Genomic DNA, 15,879 nt, shown 5'->3' with positions numbered 1-15,879 from the left:
AAATCTGAAAATTCATTGCACAATTCAATCGTTCTTTTCCAAAGTAATGTTTAACATCTCTAGAATTTCACAGCTTGTTCGGGTATTTGCCCTTGATAGTATGCAAGTCCGGCATCAAGAGATTGTTCCACCATTTCTTCAGACGCCGTCCAAGTATAGAAAGCTGTGTGAGGCGAGACCAAAACATTATCACGTGTAATCAAGTCGGCAACCCGGGCATCGGGGAAATCTTGACCAGACCAATCAACGTTGAACAATCCCCCTCATCCTCGTAGGTATCCATCGCAAACCCATCAATCTTGCCTTGATCCAAACCAGCAATCACTGCATCCGTATCAACTAGATTCCCTCGACCGGCGTTGACAATCACAACATGATCCCGCATTTTAGCAATTGAATCAGCATTAATCATATGATGATTTTCAGGTAAACCAGGGACGTGTAATGAAATTCCATCCGCTTGGGCAAATAATTCGTCCAAAGTATCGACATATAAGCCGGCTGCTTCGACTTCCGGATTTTTAAACTTATCATACGCAATTACCTTAGCGCCGAACCCCTGTGCAATTTGAATGGCAACCCGACCAATATTTCCAGTCCCAATAATTCCAATCGTTTGTTTCCGAACTTCTCGTCCAATTGTCGGCGCCCAGGCTAAGTTATGTTGATAGACTTTCAGATCCATTTGTTTCATGTGCCGGAAGAGTCGTGACATCTGGATCATCGCATGTTCTGCAATCGCATTAGGTGAGTAACGTGGCACATTGGAAACTCTAAATTGATATTTCTTTAAGACATCAAAATCCAAATCATCTGTTCCGACATTCCGCAACGTTAGGGTGTTAATCCCTAATGCATGTAATTGGTTCAATGTAGCTTCACCAACGGGGATCCCGGCTTGTAAAATATTAACAACATCGTACCCTTGCGCCATTTTGGCTGTCTCTGGAGTTAATAATTTATTTGTTGTGTCCACTTGTACATCTGGATGCTGCTTCATCCAGGCATCCACTGCCACTTGTTCATCTGACCGAATTCCAAAAGCAATAATCTTCATAATATTAAGCTCCTTTATCTTGTACTAAATGCAATAAACCTTCTTATATTAATCTTAACAGATTATCCTAATTTCATCTGGTTTCTAAAAAATAGCTTCACTTTCAAGATTGAAATTTTTTCATCATTTTCATCAAATTCAACAATAAAAAACGCTAAACCAATTTTGGGATAGCGTCGCAATGCATTGATTAAAAGGGAGGGGCCATCAAGCAATTCATTTCGCAATGCTCGCAGTCATTGTTACTTCTCGAATTAAATATTCAACTGTCGTCGTTCTGTTCGCCATTGATCAACCAACATTAAATCCTCAGTTGTTGCTTCCTTTAAAATGAATTGTTTTGTTTTATTTCGATCGTTTAAATAATTAACTTGTTGTCGATGACGCGCACGGTATCGCTGATTAGCAATCCTTTGGGCCTCCTTGGGATCATCATATTTCCTTGGTCGTCCCCGATGTTTAACTTCACTCACCATAAAATTACCCTTCCTAAACCTAGTTAATTTTTATATATTCATAACTCTACATATTTATTTTACTTTTTTTACAAATTAATTCTCACCAATAAATACACCAAATTATTAAAAAATAAAATGCATTTACGTGACATTTAGCACGCCCCGAATTTAGATATATAAAATAAAAGATCATTTAGTTCGTTTTCACCGAACTAAATGATCTTTTTAATTTAAAATTTAAGCTTCTGGCTGAATTAAATCAGCTCCAAAATAAGGACGAAGAGCTGCTGGTACGGTCACCGTTCCATCTGCATTTTGATAATTTTCTAAAATAGCTGCCACTGTCCGTCCAACTGCCAATCCTGAACCATTAAGAGTATGGACATATTGAAGTTTACCATCTTCATCACGGTATTGAATCTTAGCTCGGCGCGCTTGGAACGCTTCCGTATTTGACACAGATGAAATTTCTCGGTACAAGTTTTGTTCCGGCATCCATACTTCCAAGTCGTGAGTCTTGGCTGCTGCAAATCCCATATCACCTGTAGAAAGCGTTAGAACGTGATACGGCAATTCTAATTTACGAAGAATGTTTTCTGCATTTTGTGTCATTGTATCCAAGGCTTGATAAGATTGCTCTGGCTTAGTAAATTTAACCATCTCAACTTTATTAAATTGATGCATACGGATCAAGCCACGTGTATCACGTCCAGCAGAACCCGCTTCTTGCCTAAATGAAGGTGACAGAGCCGTTACAGAAATCGGTAATTTCGAAGCATCCAGTACTTCTTCTCGATAGTAATTAGTGAGTGGAACTTCTGCCGTTGGGATCAAAGTCATCTCAGCATTGGTTCCAACCCGGTAGGCATCATCTTGAAACTTAGGATACTGCCCGGTTCCAAACATTGCTTCGTCCTTAACCATATATGGCGTCATCATCTCAACATAGCCTTCTTTTTGATGCTCATCCAACATAAAGTTATAGACTGCCCGTTCCAACCGTGCTCCTTGCCCAACGTAATAGACAAATCGTGCACCAGAAACCTTGGCTCCTCGCTCCCAATCTAAGATTCCCAGGGCTTCTCCAATTTCATAATGTGCTTTCGGCGTAAAATCAAATTTCGGAATTTGGCCCCATTTCGATTCTTCACGATTAGCTGCTTCATCGGGACCCACTGGAATTGATACTTCTGGTAAATTCGGAAAACGCAGTGCTCGATCATTTAACTCCAATTCAATAGCTTGAACTTGTTCATCTAGTTCTTTAATTGCTTTTGAAACTTCTTGCATCTCAGCAATGACCGCACTAGCATCCTCTTTAGCTCGTTTCTTTTGACCAATTTCATCAGAAACTGTATTGCGACGTGCCTTCAAATCTTCTGTTTGGACTAACAATTCACGTCGTTTAACATCTGCTGCTAGATAAGCATCAACGTCTTCACCAGCGACACCACGACCAGCTAATCGTTCCTTAGCTTCGCTCGTATTATTCCTTAAATATTTAATATCTAACATATCTTAATCCTCGACTTTTAACAGCTTAATTTCATTATCAATGAGTTGAAAAACTTGTTCTAAATCTCCTGGATGCTCCACAAAATCCAATGTATCTCCATCAATCATCAATTTTGGCGAAGCTGAATATTGATCAAACCAAGCCGTATAGCGCTTTGTTAACTCTTGATAGTATTCAAATAATGATGGATCTTGGTCAATTTGTTCAAACGAACGTCCCCGTTTTTGGATTCGACTTAACATCGTTTCAAAGGAAACCTTTACATAAATTAACAAATCTGGATTCTTCACAACGGCATGCTCTGAAGTATCAACTTGTTCCATCATGTTATGGAGCAAATCACGATAAATCTCTGATTCGGTTTGGGTGGCGCGCTCTAAATCAGCATTTAATTGAAATAGTAATTGATCTTCAAAAATAGACCGATCAATCACATTCAGTCGTGAACCTTGAGCATCTTTAATATTTTCTAGACGCTTATTTAAAAAATAATTTTGTAGCAAAAAACCATACTTTTGTGGATTTTCATAAAATAATGGCAAGATTGGATTGTCATCAACCGATTCATAATAAGCTTGTGAACCTAAATGTTCAGCCAAAAGCGTTGCCAGGCTAGTTTTACCTGCCCCAATAGTTCCTGATAATACAATCATAATTTTAGCTCATCCTCTACTTTTTTCTATCATTAATCTTACCAAAAACTGACATAATATGCGAACGTAAAACGAACAAATTTTTACTCAAAATATGATTTAAATTTGTAATAATAGATCAGTTCAACCCTCTTTTTAAATTCACTACCATCGATTCAAACATCACTTCTACCTGTTCCTAACTGATCAAATCAACATTTGACCCTATAAAAAAACGTCGATCCATTAGCGGACCAACGTTTTTTAAACTTGATGACGTAATAACAAACATCATCATTTTTTCATCTGACTAGCGTTATTGCACCGAAGCAGCATGGATTCTAGTTACAGCACGCCGCAAAGCTAATTGCGCACGCTTAACTTCATGCTCATCTTCAGTTGATTGCAAAACGCGCTCAGCACGTTCACGGGCTGATTCTGCTCGAGCAACGTCAATGTTAGCAGCTCGTTCAGCCGAATCAGCAACAATCGTCAGCATATTATCTGAAAATTCTGCAAATCCACCATTCACGGCCAAACGTTCACGTTTACCTGATTCATCATCTCTAACCCGAATCTCACTGATCTCCAATGAGGCAACAACTGGAACGTGATTTGCCATGATACCTAACTCACCGCCGGTTGTGTGTAACACAACAAGTGTGGCGGTATCATATTCAAAGACCACGCCATTTGGTGTCACGATGGATACCTTAAAGCTGTGTTCATTCATGGCAACACCCCATTAATCCAATGTCTTGGCTTTTTCAACTGCCATTTCAACGGCTCCGACATTTCGGAAGGCTTCTTCAGGAAGGTCATCATACTTTCCATCTAAGATCGCCTTGAAACTACGAACAGTTTCTTCAACAGGAACATATTGTCCCGCCAAACCAGTAAAGGTTTCAGCCACTGAGAATGGTTGTGACAAGAAGAATTGGATCCGACGAGCACGGTTAACCGTAGTCTTCTCTTCATCTGAAAGTTCATCCATTCCCAAAATTGAAATGATATCTTGCAATTCGCGATAACGTTGCAAAGTTTGTTGAACTTCAGTCGCTACTCGGTAGTGCTCTTGTCCAACAATTTCAGGCGTCAAAGCGGTTGACGTTGATGCCAATGGATCAACGGCAGGATAGATTCCTTGTTGCGTTAATGAACGCTCCAAGTTGGTTGTCGCATCCAAGTGCGCGAAAGTCGTGGCAGGTGCAGGGTCAGTATAATCATCGGCTGGCACATAAACCGCCTGAATTGATGTAACTGATCCCTTTTGCGTTGACGTAATTCGCTCTTGAAGTTGTCCCATTTCAGTTGCCAAAGTTGGTTGATATCCAACGGCAGATGGAATTCGACCCAAAAGGGCAGAAACTTCAGATCCAGCTTGTGTGAATCGGAAAATATTGTCAATAAACAACAAAACATCTTGACCGTTAACATCACGGAAGTGTTCCGCAATTGTCAATCCAGTTAAGGCAACCCGCATCCGGGCTCCAGGTGGCTCATTCATTTGTCCATAAACCATGGCGGTTTGCTTCAAAACTCCTGAATCCATCATTTCGTGATACATGTCATTACCTTCACGGGTACGTTCCCCAACTCCAGTAAAGACAGAAATACCATTGTGTCCTTGCGCGATATTGTGAATCAACTCTTGAATTAAGACCGTCTTACCAACTCCGGCTCCCCGAACAACCCAATCTTTCCTCCACGAACATATGGAGCAAGTAGGTCGATCACTTTGATTCCCGTTTCCAAGATCTCAGTTGATGTTTTTAATTGGTCATAAGCTGGTGATGCCCTATGGATTGGATCACGTTGCACATCCGCCCCAATTTCTTCACCGTTATCAATTGTGTCACCCAACACGTTAAAGACACGACCCAACGTAACTTCACCGACAGGGACTGAGATTGGTTTCTCAGTATCCTCCACTGCCATACCACGTTGTAAGCCGTCAGATGAGTCCATGGCAATCGTCCGAACAACTCCGTCACCAAGAGCCAAAGATACCTCAACAGTCAAACTACCTGCTTCACCACGATCGATGATTAAGGCGTTATTGATGTCAGGAATCTGGCTATCTAATGGGAATTGAACGTCAACGACTGGTCCAATGACTTGTACAACTCGTCCGGTACTCATTGTCGTTATCCTTCCTTTTTCTAAACAAATTCGATAGTGGAGGTCCCCTATTCAAGGGCAGCCATTCCACCAGTAATTTCAGTAATTTCAGTCGTAATTGCACTCTGACGCGCACGATTAAATTGTAAGTCTAACTTATCAATAATATCCTTCGCGTTATCAGTGGCTGAAGACATTGCTGTTGATGATGCCGCATGCTCAGCTGTCTTAGCATCGAGGATTGCTCCATAGACAAGACTTTGGGCGTACTGTGGCAAAATAACTTGCAAAATGGCTTCAGCTGATGGTTCCACGTCATATTCAGCGTGGTATTCGGTTGTTTCATTTGGATCAACCATTCCATCAGTTGTCACTGGTAACATTTTTTCAGCTCGGAATTCATTTGAAATCCGAGTAACGAAGTGATTATAGACTACAGTTAGCTCATCAAAGACAGCATTATCATACATTTCGGTTACTGTCGTTACAATATCTCTAACTCCGTTAAAAGTTGGAACATCTGCAACATTATTATATTCATAAGCTAACTTATAACCCCGCTTCTTTAGGAAATCAGCCCCATTACTTCCCACAACTAAGAACTCGATTTGATCGGGTTTTAAGTTACGTTCTTTAATGATAGACATCAATCCTTTCAGCAGGATCGAATTATAACCGCCAACTAAACCACGATCAGACGTGATTACTAAGAAACCGACTTTCTTAACTTCACGTTGTTCCAACAAGGTCCCCGCTGGATTAGCCAAATTAGCTTGTGCGATATGGGCAACCATATCATGTAAGCGATCAGAGTAATCATGATATGATCCACCCTGACGTTGAATTTGGCTTAATTTAGCCGTCGAAACCATTTGCATCGCTGATGTAATTTGGCGCGTCTTTTTCGTTGAGGCAATGCGGCGTTGAATGTCTTGCAAAGAAGCTGCCATTTCGCCCCTCCTCTACTTATTTAGCTGCATCATCGCTGGCGCTAAAAGTTGCCTTGAAGTTTTCAATCGCTGCATTCATTGCATCGGTATCAGGCAAATTCTTAGTTTCAACAACGGTTTGCAACAATTCATTATTCGTTGAACGAACCGCTTGAATCAATTCTGTTTCAAAACGCATAATATCATCCACTGCGACATCGTCCATGTAACCATGGGCTAGGGCGTAAAGTGACAAAACTTGTTCTTCAACAGGCATTGGTTGATGCAAAGGTTGCTTCAACAATTCAACCGTACGGCGTCCACGAGCCAACTTAGATTGCGTTGAGGCATCCAAGTCAGATCCGAACTGAGAGAAGGCTTCCAATTCCTTATATGATGAAAGATCCAAACGCAAAGTTCCGGCAACCTTCTTCATGGCCTTAATTTGCGCGTCTCCTCCGACACGAGAAACCGAAGTTCCAGCATCAATCGCAGGACGATTACCAGAATAGAATTGATCAGAATCCAAGAAGATCTGTCCATCTGTAATTGAGATAACGTTCGTTGGGATATAAGCTGAAACGTCTCCAGCTTGAGTCTCAATGATTGGCAAAGCCGTCATTGATCCGCCACCCAATTCGTCACTCAACTTGGCTGCACGTTCAAGCAAACGTGAGTGCAAGTAGAAGACATCACCAGGATATGCTTCACGTCCAGGCGGACGACGAAGAATCAATGACAGCTCACGGTATGCCGTTGCTTGCTTTGATAGATCATCATAAACAACCAAGACATGCTTGCCGTTGTACATAAATTCTTCACCCATTGCCGCTCCAGCATAAGGAGCTAAGTACAATAGGGGCGCTGGTTCTGATGGTCCAGCAGTAACCACGATCGTATAATCCAAGGCACCCATTGCACGCAATGTTTCCACTTGAGTTCGAACGGTTGAGTCCTTTTGACCAATCGCAACGTATACGACGATAATATCTTGATCCTTTTGGTTCAAAATCGTATCAATCGCAACAGATGTCTTACCAGTCTTACGATCTCCAATGATCAATTCTCGTTGTCCACGTCCGATTGGCACTAACGCATCGACTGACTTCAACCCAGTTTGAAGGGGTTCAAAGACAGACTTACGTTCCATAACACCGGGTGCTTTAACTTCAATAGGGCGCGTCTTGTTTGTGTTAATTGGGCCCATTCCATCAACGGGTTGTCCCAATGCATTAACAACACGGCCAATCATTTCCTCACCAACTGGCACTTCCATGATCTTACCCGTACGCTTGACGATGTCGCCTTCACGGATTCCATCAAATTCACCTAAAATCACGATACCAACATCGTTTGATTCCAAGTTTTGTGCCATTCCAAACACACCATTTGCGAATTCAACCAATTCACCGGCCATTGCGTTTTCCAAACCAGTAACTCGGGCGATTCCATCACCAACATAAGTTACAGTTCCTGTTTCTTGGACTGTCAATTCTGATTCGTAATTAGCGAGTTGGGCTTTGATGAGTGAACTGATTTCTTCAGCTTTAATGCTCATTTCAGCAGTTCCTCTTTCTTACGTTTGTGCAGTTGCACTGAATATTATTTGATACTAATGGACGATACTTTGGCGAATAGCAGCTAATTTAGTTGCTAATGACCCGTCCACAATTTGGTTGTTAGCCGAAATAATTACCCCACCTAATAATGAGGGATCAATGATTTGCTTCAATTCAACCGTCTTCGCACCAAAGCGTTTAACGATTACTTGCTTCAAACGATCGATCTGATTGGCATCTAACTCCACCACTGTCTTCACTTCAGCGGTCATATGACCAACGGAATGATGAACAAGGATTTGATATTCTTGCACAATCTGTGGTAATAAATCAAACCTTTGATAGTCAAATGTCATATTAATCAAATTCGTTACTAATTGGGAAGCAGACTCAGTTAAGGTCTTTAAAACTTCCTTTTTAGTCGATTCATTAATATTTTTAGCATTGATTACCTTTACCAAATTAGGATTAGATTGTAATACTTTAGTGAGTTCTTGCAATTCAGCAAGTGTCTCAGTATCACTATTTTGGTCATGAGATAATTCGAACAAAGCAGTCGCATATCGTTGCGCGATAATCGCGTGATTTAATGCCATTACTTTGCCTCTAACTCTCCGATGTAAGCATCAATTAATGCTTTTTGATCATCTAATTTCAGTTCTTTTTGAATAATTTTTTGTGCGATTGTCACTGACAATTCAGCAACATCATTTTTAACGCTTGCCATTGCTTCAGTACGCTCTTGCGCAATTTCAGCATTAGCTTTGACTTTTAATGAACTAGCGTTTTCACGCGCTTCATCCAGAATCTCATCACTGCGTTTTGAAGCAGTGTCTTTAGCACTATTAATGATTGTTGTTGCTTGTGATTGTGTGGCCTGTAATTCTTCAGTTCGTTGTGACATCAACTTTGCAGCTTCAGTCTTATCGTTTTCTGCAGAATCAAGGTCGTTTGCAATCTTGTCAGCACGATCTTGCATCATCTTTGTTACAGGCTTCCAAGCAAATTTTCCTACACAAAGTAGCAAAACAATGAAAGTTAGCAGAACAAAGACCAAATTACCCAAAGCCAACTGCTCACTGGCATTAACCAGTAAAATTCCATTTAACATGTGGTTGGCTCCTCTCTCCTTTTGCCGCTAAAATTACTTTGAAAGCAACATCAATGAGATAACGAACGCCAAGATCGGAACGGCTTCGATCAAAGCAACTCCAACGAACATGTTTGTACGTAACTTTCCTTCTAGTTCAGGTTGACGTGATGTTCCTTCGATCATCGCAGCAATAACACGTCCGTTACCAATACCAGTACCGATAGCGGCACCAGCTGCAGCAATACCTGCACCAATAGTAGCAATATGACCAGTCATAGTATAAATTCCTCCGAATTAATAAAATAAAACAAAATATTTATTCAGCGATTGCATGTTCAGACGTATAGATCGACAACAATGTGACGAAGATAAAGGCCTGAATTGCCCCGATGAATAATGAGAACGCTTGCCAAATCATTGACAAGATAAATGCAGGAACTATAGTGAGTCCCAGGTGGGATGGATTACCAAAATTGGTAATCAACATCAAGAGCATTTCACCGGCCATGATATTACCATACAAACGTAATGCCAAAGTCAAATAATTAGTGAATTGCTCAAAGATATTAATTGGAAGCAATGCCGGCATTGGGCTCAAGAAAGTTGTCTTAAAGTAACCCTTGAAGCCTAGCTTATTTACTCCGACAAAGTTTGCTAAACCAATAACAAGCAATGCCAATCCCATCGTAACAATTGGGTTGGCGGTTGGTGACTTCACATACGTGACATCCCCAAAGGCAACCTGAATTGCTAGACCCATTTCGTTTGAAACAAAAATAAATAGAAATAGCGTGAACGCTATTAATTTAAGTTCATTTCCAATTGAACGGGGCAAAGAACTGTCCACAATTCCATTTGTAAAGTCGATCATCCATTCCAGCACGTTTTGCTTCTTACCCGGTTTCATTGTCAAACGTCTTGACAAGAAGAAAACCAAGAAGAAAACCATAAGTGCTGCCACCAATGTTGAAATTACAACAGGCCAATCAAAAGTTAAGCCCAGCATTTGAAATGTGGTAGACTTTTCGTCCAAAAAACTCACCTCTTTCCTTTCATAATTTTTCGGTTACTGCAGGGGAGCAATACCGTTTTTAATATTTACCCTTTCATTTTACTCTATTCAAACCATTTTTCAACGGAAAATAATTGTAAAATTCAATGTAAATTATTTAATTCTTTTCCTATGTAAATAAAAATTCTAAAATTCACCACTCATCCCTGTCACAGCAAGCCTTAATACAAATGGGAGAGACTTTGTAATTATCTCAATGCTAAATATATTGGAAATTATGAACTAACTGGCTTAAGTTTGTTGAATTTATTTGTGTTAAAGAAAAAAGCTGTCTAACAACAAAGTTAACAGCTTTTAGCTTTAAATATTAAATAAATTGGCTCCTAACTAACGAGTTCCAAATAACCGATCTCCCGCATCACCCAGACCAGGTACAATGTACCCTTCATCGTTAAGATAGTCATCTAAGCCCGCTGTAAAGATATCAACATCAGGATGGGCAGCTTGGACATTTTCAACACCAATTGGCGCAGAAACAATGGTAATCAACTTAATCGTTTTTGCCCCACGTTTCTTTAAGGCATCAATAGCCATAATAGCTGAGCCACCTGTTGCCAACATTGGATCAACAACCAATACTTCACGTTGATCAATATCTTCTGGTAACTTTACAAAATATTCAACAGGTTCCAATGATTTTTCATCTCGATACATCCCAATGTGACCAATTCGCGCGGCTGGAACTAGTTTCATAATTCCATCGACCATCCCTAAACCAGCACGCAAAATTGGTACAATCGCTAATTTCTTACCTGCTAAAGTTTTCTTTGTGGTTTTGGCTACGGGCGTTTCAACCTCAATGTCCATCGTAGGCAAATCCCGCGTTACTTCGTAAGCCATTAATGATGCAATTTCATCCACAATTTCTCGAAATTCTTTCGTTCCAATCCGTTTGTCGCGAATAATCGTCAACTTATGTTGAATTAAAGGATGATCAAATACAGTTAATTTACTCATTGTTGGCCTCTTTTTCTTCTCTAAATTTCAAAATATTAATTTTTATCACTAACCATTATAAACAATCTGACCAAGTTTGGGGAATATTAATTTGTATACTCAATTTGATCAAGCGGAAAACGATTGGTCAGCTTACGAACATCTTGAGCCACCGCAGCCAAGTTATCTTCATTGTGTGGCTGGTCCAACACCCGTAAAATTAACTGTGCCACTTGTTGCGCATCAGCTTCTTTAAATCCTCTGGTCGTTATCGCAGGGGTTCCAATCCGAATTCCAGAAGTAACAAAGGGGCTTCGCGGTTCATTTGGAATGGCTTCTTTGTTAACCGTAATCGCCACGGCATCTAAAATATTTTGAGCTTCTTTTCCGCTCAGACCACTCGCCGTCAAATCAAGGTTGAAAAGATGATTATCAGTACCGCCAGAGACCACACGTACCAAATTAGATGCTTTGAAGATCTCCACCATCGCCTGCGCATTTTTTACAATTTGTTGACCATATTCTTTAAAACTAGGTTGTAAATCTTCATAGAATGCAACTGCTTTTCCAGCAATCACATGTTCTAACGGACCACCTTGTGTCCCAGGGAAAATCGCAGAATTTAGTTTCTTACCTAATTCAGCTTTCGCTAAAATCATCCCACCCCGTGGCCCTCGTAATGTTTTATGGGTTGTCGTGGTAACCACGTCTGCAATCCCGATGGGGCTCGGATGCACACCTGCCGCAATTAAGCCTGCAATATGGGCCATATCCACCATCATATACGCACCAACAGAATCAGCAATTGCGCGAAAACGTTCAAAATCAATAAAGCGCGAATACGCAGAAGCTCCTGTTACAATTAATTTTGGTTGAAATTCTTGCGCCAGTTGTTCAACCTGATCATAATCAATCAACTCATTTTCATCAAGGCCATAGGCATGAAAATGATAAGTTTTTCCCGAAAAATTAACATTGGAACCATGCGTCAAATGTCCACCTTCATTTAGGCCCAAACCTAGAACATGATCACCATGTTCTAAGAGTGCCATATAAACACCTGCATTGGCCTGTGAACCGGAATGTGGTTGAACATTGGCATACTCCGCCCCAAACAATTCCTTGGCTCGATCAATAGCTAACTGTTCAACTTGATCAATATACTCAGTTCCACCGTAATAACGTTTTCCCGGGTAGCCCTCCGCATATTTATTAGTCAAAACACTCCCTTGAGCCGCTCGAACACCAGCTGAAACAATGTTTTCTGAAGCAATTAGCTCAATGTTATGTTCTTGACGAGCTTCTTCACGATCAATCGCCGACCATAATTCTGGATCAAATTCACGATAATTCATACGTAGCCTCCTTGATAAATATTACAGTATTGAATGATTTTTAAATAATCAACTTTGGCGTCCTAACTTCATTAGAATTCCATCATCTCTTGTGCATCAAAATATTGCTGACCCGCTGCTTTGGCTAAACGGTTATTATAGGCCGCATTAGCTGCCTCGTGGGACATTTCAGCAACTAAAATTATTTTAACATCCTTTTGATCATCAAAATTTCTTAACCCCGAAAATAATTTAGTAGCTGCACTAACCCCGTTTGGTCCTAAGGGCCATACAAAGTCCATTCCAGCCAATTGATGTTGCTCAATCATTTGATCAGATAACATCAAACCTACCGGCTCTAACTGACTTTGCGCCCAGATAATCGCCTGTGTCCAATCTTCATCTTTCACCATATATACCGCCTTGTCAGGCGCATAATGCCGATATTTCATACCTGGAGCTTTAGGGGCTTCATCTGCTGCGACATGATGTTCACTGGTGTCCACATTCTCACCTAGGACCGTCTCCAACTGACTCGCTGTAATTTTGCCCGGTCTCAAGATTGCTGCCTGGGATGTTGAGAGGTCTAAGACGGTTGATTCAACCCCAATCTGTGTTGCGCCATCGTCCACAACGCCAGCAATTTTACCATGCAAATCGTGATAGACATGCGTAGCAATCGTTGGGCTGGGTTTGCCCGAAGTATTGGCTGAAGGACCAACTAAAGGTGAACCAACTTGGTCAATCAGTTCACGTGTTAAAGCATTATCTGGCATACGTGACGCAACCGTCTGCAATCCCCCAGTTACTTTTTCCGATAATTGACCAGGTTTCACTGGCAAGATAATGGTAAGTGGTCCCGGCCAAAAAGCATCCATTAGTTTTTGCGCCCGCGGACTAACTTGGGCGTAGTTTTGCACCGCTTGAGGGTGGGCGACGTGGACAATTAAGGGATTATCGGAAGGTCGTCCTTTCGCTGTATAGACCTTACTAACCGCTTTTTCATTTAGGGCATCTGCCCCTAGTCCATAAACGGTTTCAGTGGGAAAAGCTACCAACTGCCCCTTTTTCAAAACCTTAGCCGCTTCAGCCAATTCCGTTTTTTTCCAAATTTTTGTTTCCATCTCAAATTGCCTTCTAACTTTTAATCTTTATCTTTTAAGCTTTTTAAATTCAAAACCTAGCAAATTCAGTCTTGCTTTTAATTTGCTATAACTAAAGCTAATCTGTACGCCGTACCCTAATCATTCGATCATGACCACTTAAATCAGGGCGTAGTTCGACAACTACATCTGGTAACTTCTCAAATAATTCAACTAATGCTGGCCCCTGTAAGTAACCAATTTCAAAGTAAGCACTTCCCTGCGGAGCTAAATATTCCAACAGAGCTGCGGCCATTTTTTTATACAAAGCTAACCCATCATCCGCAGCAAAAAGTGCTAGATCCGGTTCATACATCAAAACTGAATCATCCATAACAAACTTCTCTTGTTCAGCAATATAAGGTGGATTTGAAACGATGACATCGAATTGATTTTCTGGGCTAAATTGATCAAAGAGATCACTTTCGATGAGTTGAACTGCCACATGATGTTGAATTTGATTGCTGTCTGCCACAATTAAAGCATCTTTTGAAATATCGCTCGCTGTAACCTTCCAAGCTGGACGTTCAGCTTGAAGTGTAACGGCAATCGCTCCCGAACCAGTTCCAATATCTAAGATATTAACGGCTGACTGCTTTTCATCTTTTAAGATCCAATCAACTAATTCTTCAGTTTCTGGACGCGGAATCAAAACCCGTCGATCCACATTAAACTCACGACCATAAAATGGAGCATGCCCCAAGGCATATTGTACGGGTTGTCCACCCTTAATGGCACGAACAGCGACCATAAAACGAATCCGTTTTTCATCTTCAATTACGGTATTGAGATTATTTTGTAACTGTCCATAATTCCAGTCCATCATACCCGTTAATAAATAATCAATTTGGGCCATTCGTTCCGTTTGATCTTGGATATATGGCTCTAACTGCCAATCGCCCCATTCACGTAGCGCTTCAAACGTCATTTCTAATTCAAACATAAATTAATTCTTCAATTCTTCTAATTTTGCAGCTTGGTCTGCAATCACTAATGCATCAATGACATCTTCTAGTTCACCGTTCATGATTCGGTCCAATTTATTCAAAGATAAACCAATCCGATGATCTGTCACTCGATTTTGCGGATAGTTATAGGTCCGAATCCGTTCGGAACGGTCCCCAGTTCCCACCGCTGTCTTACGCATTTCTGAATACTCGGCCTCATTTTGTGAGGCGTAGTAATTATAGACACGCGTCTTTAAAATTTCCATCGCCTTAGCCCGATTTTGCTGCTGTGATCGTTGATCTTGCATCGCCACCACGACTCCAGTTGGTAAATGGGTCATTCGAACCGCAGATGAAGTCTTATTGATATGCTGTCCACCGGCCCCAGATGAACGATAAACATCAACCCGTAGGTCCTTATCCTCAATTTTGATGTCAACATCTTCATATTCAGGCATTACTCCGACAGTCGCTGTTGAAGTATGCACCCGTCCAGCTGATTCAGTTTCTGGTACACGTTGAACTCGATGAGCTCCATTTTCAAATTTCAACTTTGAATAGACATTATCGCCTTGAATCATCAAGACTAATTCTTTATATCCTCCAATTTCAGTACGATTTTCATCAATAATTTGAATCGTCCAGCCCTGTTTTTCTGCATAACGTGAATACATTTCATAGAGATTCCCTGCAAATAAGGCTGCTTCATCGCCTCCAGCGGCCCCATGAATTTCCATGATAATGTTCTTATCGTCGTTAGGGTCCTTAGGTAATAACATGATCTTCAATTGATCTTCAAATTCAGCTTTTTGGTTCGTTAAATCCTTGATCTCTTCCTTGGTCAATTCTTCCATATCCGCATCAAGTTTTTCTTTTAACATTTCTTTATCGTCTTCTAAATTGGCGATAACAGCCTGGTACCTTTTAAAGGTATCAACCGTTTCACGCAATGATCCCTCTTCTTTTGAGAGTGCCATAAAACGTTTCGTGTCACCAATTACGGCCGGGTCACTTAGCATTTCGCTCACTTCTTCATAGCGATCAACTAGTGTTTGTACTTTTTCAAAAATTTCATCCATCCGT

At 40.8% G+C, this 15,879-nt stretch carries 16 protein-coding genes and 2 pseudogenes; all 18 read right to left on the bottom strand.

All coding sequences use genetic code 11. The features are described 5' to 3' along the window. Positions 1-59 precede the first annotated feature (59 nt). Positions 60-1,057, bottom strand: a pseudogene (locus G7084_RS02030) (NAD(P)-dependent oxidoreductase). A 62-nt stretch (positions 1,058-1,119) separates the two neighbouring features. Continuing rightward, positions 1,120-1,284, bottom strand: coding sequence for a hypothetical protein (locus G7084_RS08115; RefSeq protein ID WP_206212046.1), 165 nt, complete (start codon positions 1,282-1,284; stop codon positions 1,120-1,122). A gap of 27 nt (positions 1,285-1,311) precedes the next feature. After that, positions 1,312-1,533, bottom strand: a complete 222-nt coding sequence (locus G7084_RS02025; protein ID WP_166009585.1) for a hypothetical protein — start codon at positions 1,531-1,533, stop codon at positions 1,312-1,314. Positions 1,534-1,752: 219 nt separating this feature from the next. Further along, positions 1,753-3,030 (bottom strand): serine--tRNA ligase, encoded by a 1,278-nt coding sequence (gene serS, locus G7084_RS02020; RefSeq protein ID WP_166009583.1) that lies wholly within the window; start codon positions 3,028-3,030, stop codon positions 1,753-1,755. 3 nt (positions 3,031-3,033) lie between these two features. Further along, positions 3,034-3,684, bottom strand: a complete 651-nt coding sequence (locus G7084_RS02015) for a deoxynucleoside kinase (protein WP_166009581.1) — start codon at positions 3,682-3,684, stop codon at positions 3,034-3,036. A 295-nt stretch (positions 3,685-3,979) separates the two neighbouring features. Then, positions 3,980-4,396, bottom strand: a complete 417-nt coding sequence (locus G7084_RS02010) for a F0F1 ATP synthase subunit epsilon (protein WP_166009579.1) — start codon at positions 4,394-4,396, stop codon at positions 3,980-3,982. Positions 4,397-4,408: 12 nt separating this feature from the next. After that, positions 4,409-5,805 (bottom strand): annotated as a pseudogene (gene atpD, locus G7084_RS02005) (F0F1 ATP synthase subunit beta). A gap of 47 nt (positions 5,806-5,852) precedes the next feature. After that, the gene (locus tag G7084_RS02000) at positions 5,853-6,734 is read right to left on the bottom strand and encodes a F0F1 ATP synthase subunit gamma (protein ID WP_166009577.1); all 882 of its coding nucleotides are present in this window, start codon (positions 6,732-6,734) and stop codon (positions 5,853-5,855) included. A gap of 16 nt (positions 6,735-6,750) precedes the next feature. Then, on the bottom strand, positions 6,751-8,271 hold the full coding sequence (gene atpA / locus G7084_RS01995) for a F0F1 ATP synthase subunit alpha (RefSeq protein ID WP_166009575.1): 1,521 nt from the start codon (positions 8,269-8,271) through the stop codon (positions 6,751-6,753). Positions 8,272-8,325: 54 nt separating this feature from the next. Beyond that, positions 8,326-8,868: an ATP synthase F1 subunit delta gene (gene atpH / locus G7084_RS01990; protein WP_166009573.1), complete on the bottom strand. Its 543-nt coding sequence runs from the start codon at positions 8,866-8,868 to the stop codon at positions 8,326-8,328. Further along, positions 8,868-9,383: a F0F1 ATP synthase subunit B gene (atpF, locus tag G7084_RS01985; protein ID WP_166009571.1), complete on the bottom strand. Its 516-nt coding sequence runs from the start codon at positions 9,381-9,383 to the stop codon at positions 8,868-8,870. Before atpF ends, atpH begins: the two co-directional genes overlap by 1 nt. Before the next feature lie 33 nt (positions 9,384-9,416). Next, positions 9,417-9,629 (bottom strand): F0F1 ATP synthase subunit C, encoded by a 213-nt coding sequence (gene atpE / locus G7084_RS01980; protein ID WP_269961283.1) that lies wholly within the window; start codon positions 9,627-9,629, stop codon positions 9,417-9,419. 52 nt (positions 9,630-9,681) lie between these two features. Continuing rightward, positions 9,682-10,398, bottom strand: coding sequence for a F0F1 ATP synthase subunit A (atpB, locus tag G7084_RS01975; protein ID WP_166009569.1), 717 nt, complete (start codon positions 10,396-10,398; stop codon positions 9,682-9,684). Between the two features lie 366 nt (positions 10,399-10,764). Beyond that, positions 10,765-11,394 carry a uracil phosphoribosyltransferase gene (upp, locus tag G7084_RS01970; protein ID WP_166009567.1) on the bottom strand — a complete coding sequence of 210 codons (630 nt, stop codon included), beginning with the start codon at positions 11,392-11,394 and terminating at the stop codon, positions 10,765-10,767. Between the two features lie 86 nt (positions 11,395-11,480). After that, a complete protein-coding gene (gene glyA / locus G7084_RS01965) occupies positions 11,481-12,728 on the bottom strand; it encodes a serine hydroxymethyltransferase (RefSeq protein WP_166009565.1) in 1,248 nt (415 codons plus the stop codon). Between the two features lie 71 nt (positions 12,729-12,799). Beyond that, positions 12,800-13,831, bottom strand: coding sequence for an L-threonylcarbamoyladenylate synthase (locus G7084_RS01960; RefSeq protein ID WP_166009563.1), 1,032 nt, complete (start codon positions 13,829-13,831; stop codon positions 12,800-12,802). Positions 13,832-13,928: 97 nt separating this feature from the next. Beyond that, positions 13,929-14,792 carry a peptide chain release factor N(5)-glutamine methyltransferase gene (gene prmC / locus G7084_RS01955; RefSeq protein WP_166009561.1) on the bottom strand — a complete coding sequence of 288 codons (864 nt, stop codon included), beginning with the start codon at positions 14,790-14,792 and terminating at the stop codon, positions 13,929-13,931. A 3-nt stretch (positions 14,793-14,795) separates the two neighbouring features. After that, positions 14,796-15,875, bottom strand: coding sequence for a peptide chain release factor 1 (gene prfA, locus G7084_RS01950; RefSeq protein ID WP_166009559.1), 1,080 nt, complete (start codon positions 15,873-15,875; stop codon positions 14,796-14,798). Positions 15,876-15,879: the final 4 nt, after the last annotated feature.

It is taken from the genome of Weissella coleopterorum (genome assembly GCF_011304355.1).
In the GTDB taxonomy this organism is placed as follows: domain Bacteria; phylum Bacillota; class Bacilli; order Lactobacillales; family Lactobacillaceae; genus Weissella; species Weissella coleopterorum.
The sequence above is the reverse complement of the archived record's forward strand: the minus strand, read 5'-3'. Positions and strand labels throughout refer to the sequence as shown.

What these genes read in the sequence shown, in the direction of transcription:
- prfA (WP_166009559.1), bottom strand. Translation starts at nt 15,875, where the DNA reads ATGGATGAAATTTTTGAAAAAGTACAAACACTAGTTGATCGCTATGAA.
- glyA (WP_166009565.1), bottom strand. Translation starts at nt 12,728, where the DNA reads ATGAATTATCGTGAATTTGATCCAGAATTATGGTCGGCGATTGATCGT.
- atpA (WP_166009575.1), bottom strand. Translation starts at nt 8,271, where the DNA reads ATGAGCATTAAAGCTGAAGAAATCAGTTCACTCATCAAAGCCCAACTC.
- G7084_RS02010 (WP_166009579.1), bottom strand. Translation starts at nt 4,396, where the DNA reads ATGAATGAACACAGCTTTAAGGTATCCATCGTGACACCAAATGGCGTG.
- G7084_RS02000 (WP_166009577.1), bottom strand. Translation starts at nt 6,734, where the DNA reads ATGGCAGCTTCTTTGCAAGACATTCAACGCCGCATTGCCTCAACGAAA.
- atpH (WP_166009573.1), bottom strand. Translation starts at nt 8,868, where the DNA reads ATGGCATTAAATCACGCGATTATCGCGCAACGATATGCGACTGCTTTG.
- G7084_RS02025 (WP_166009585.1), bottom strand. Translation starts at nt 1,533, where the DNA reads ATGGTGAGTGAAGTTAAACATCGGGGACGACCAAGGAAATATGATGAT.
- G7084_RS01960 (WP_166009563.1), bottom strand. Translation starts at nt 13,831, where the DNA reads ATGGAAACAAAAATTTGGAAAAAAACGGAATTGGCTGAAGCGGCTAAG.
- upp (WP_166009567.1), bottom strand. Translation starts at nt 11,394, where the DNA reads ATGAGTAAATTAACTGTATTTGATCATCCTTTAATTCAACATAAGTTG.
- G7084_RS02015 (WP_166009581.1), bottom strand. Translation starts at nt 3,684, where the DNA reads ATGATTGTATTATCAGGAACTATTGGGGCAGGTAAAACTAGCCTGGCA.
- atpF (WP_166009571.1), bottom strand. Translation starts at nt 9,383, where the DNA reads ATGTTAAATGGAATTTTACTGGTTAATGCCAGTGAGCAGTTGGCTTTG.
- prmC (WP_166009561.1), bottom strand. Translation starts at nt 14,792, where the DNA reads ATGTTTGAATTAGAAATGACGTTTGAAGCGCTACGTGAATGGGGCGAT.
- serS (WP_166009583.1), bottom strand. Translation starts at nt 3,030, where the DNA reads ATGTTAGATATTAAATATTTAAGGAATAATACGAGCGAAGCTAAGGAA.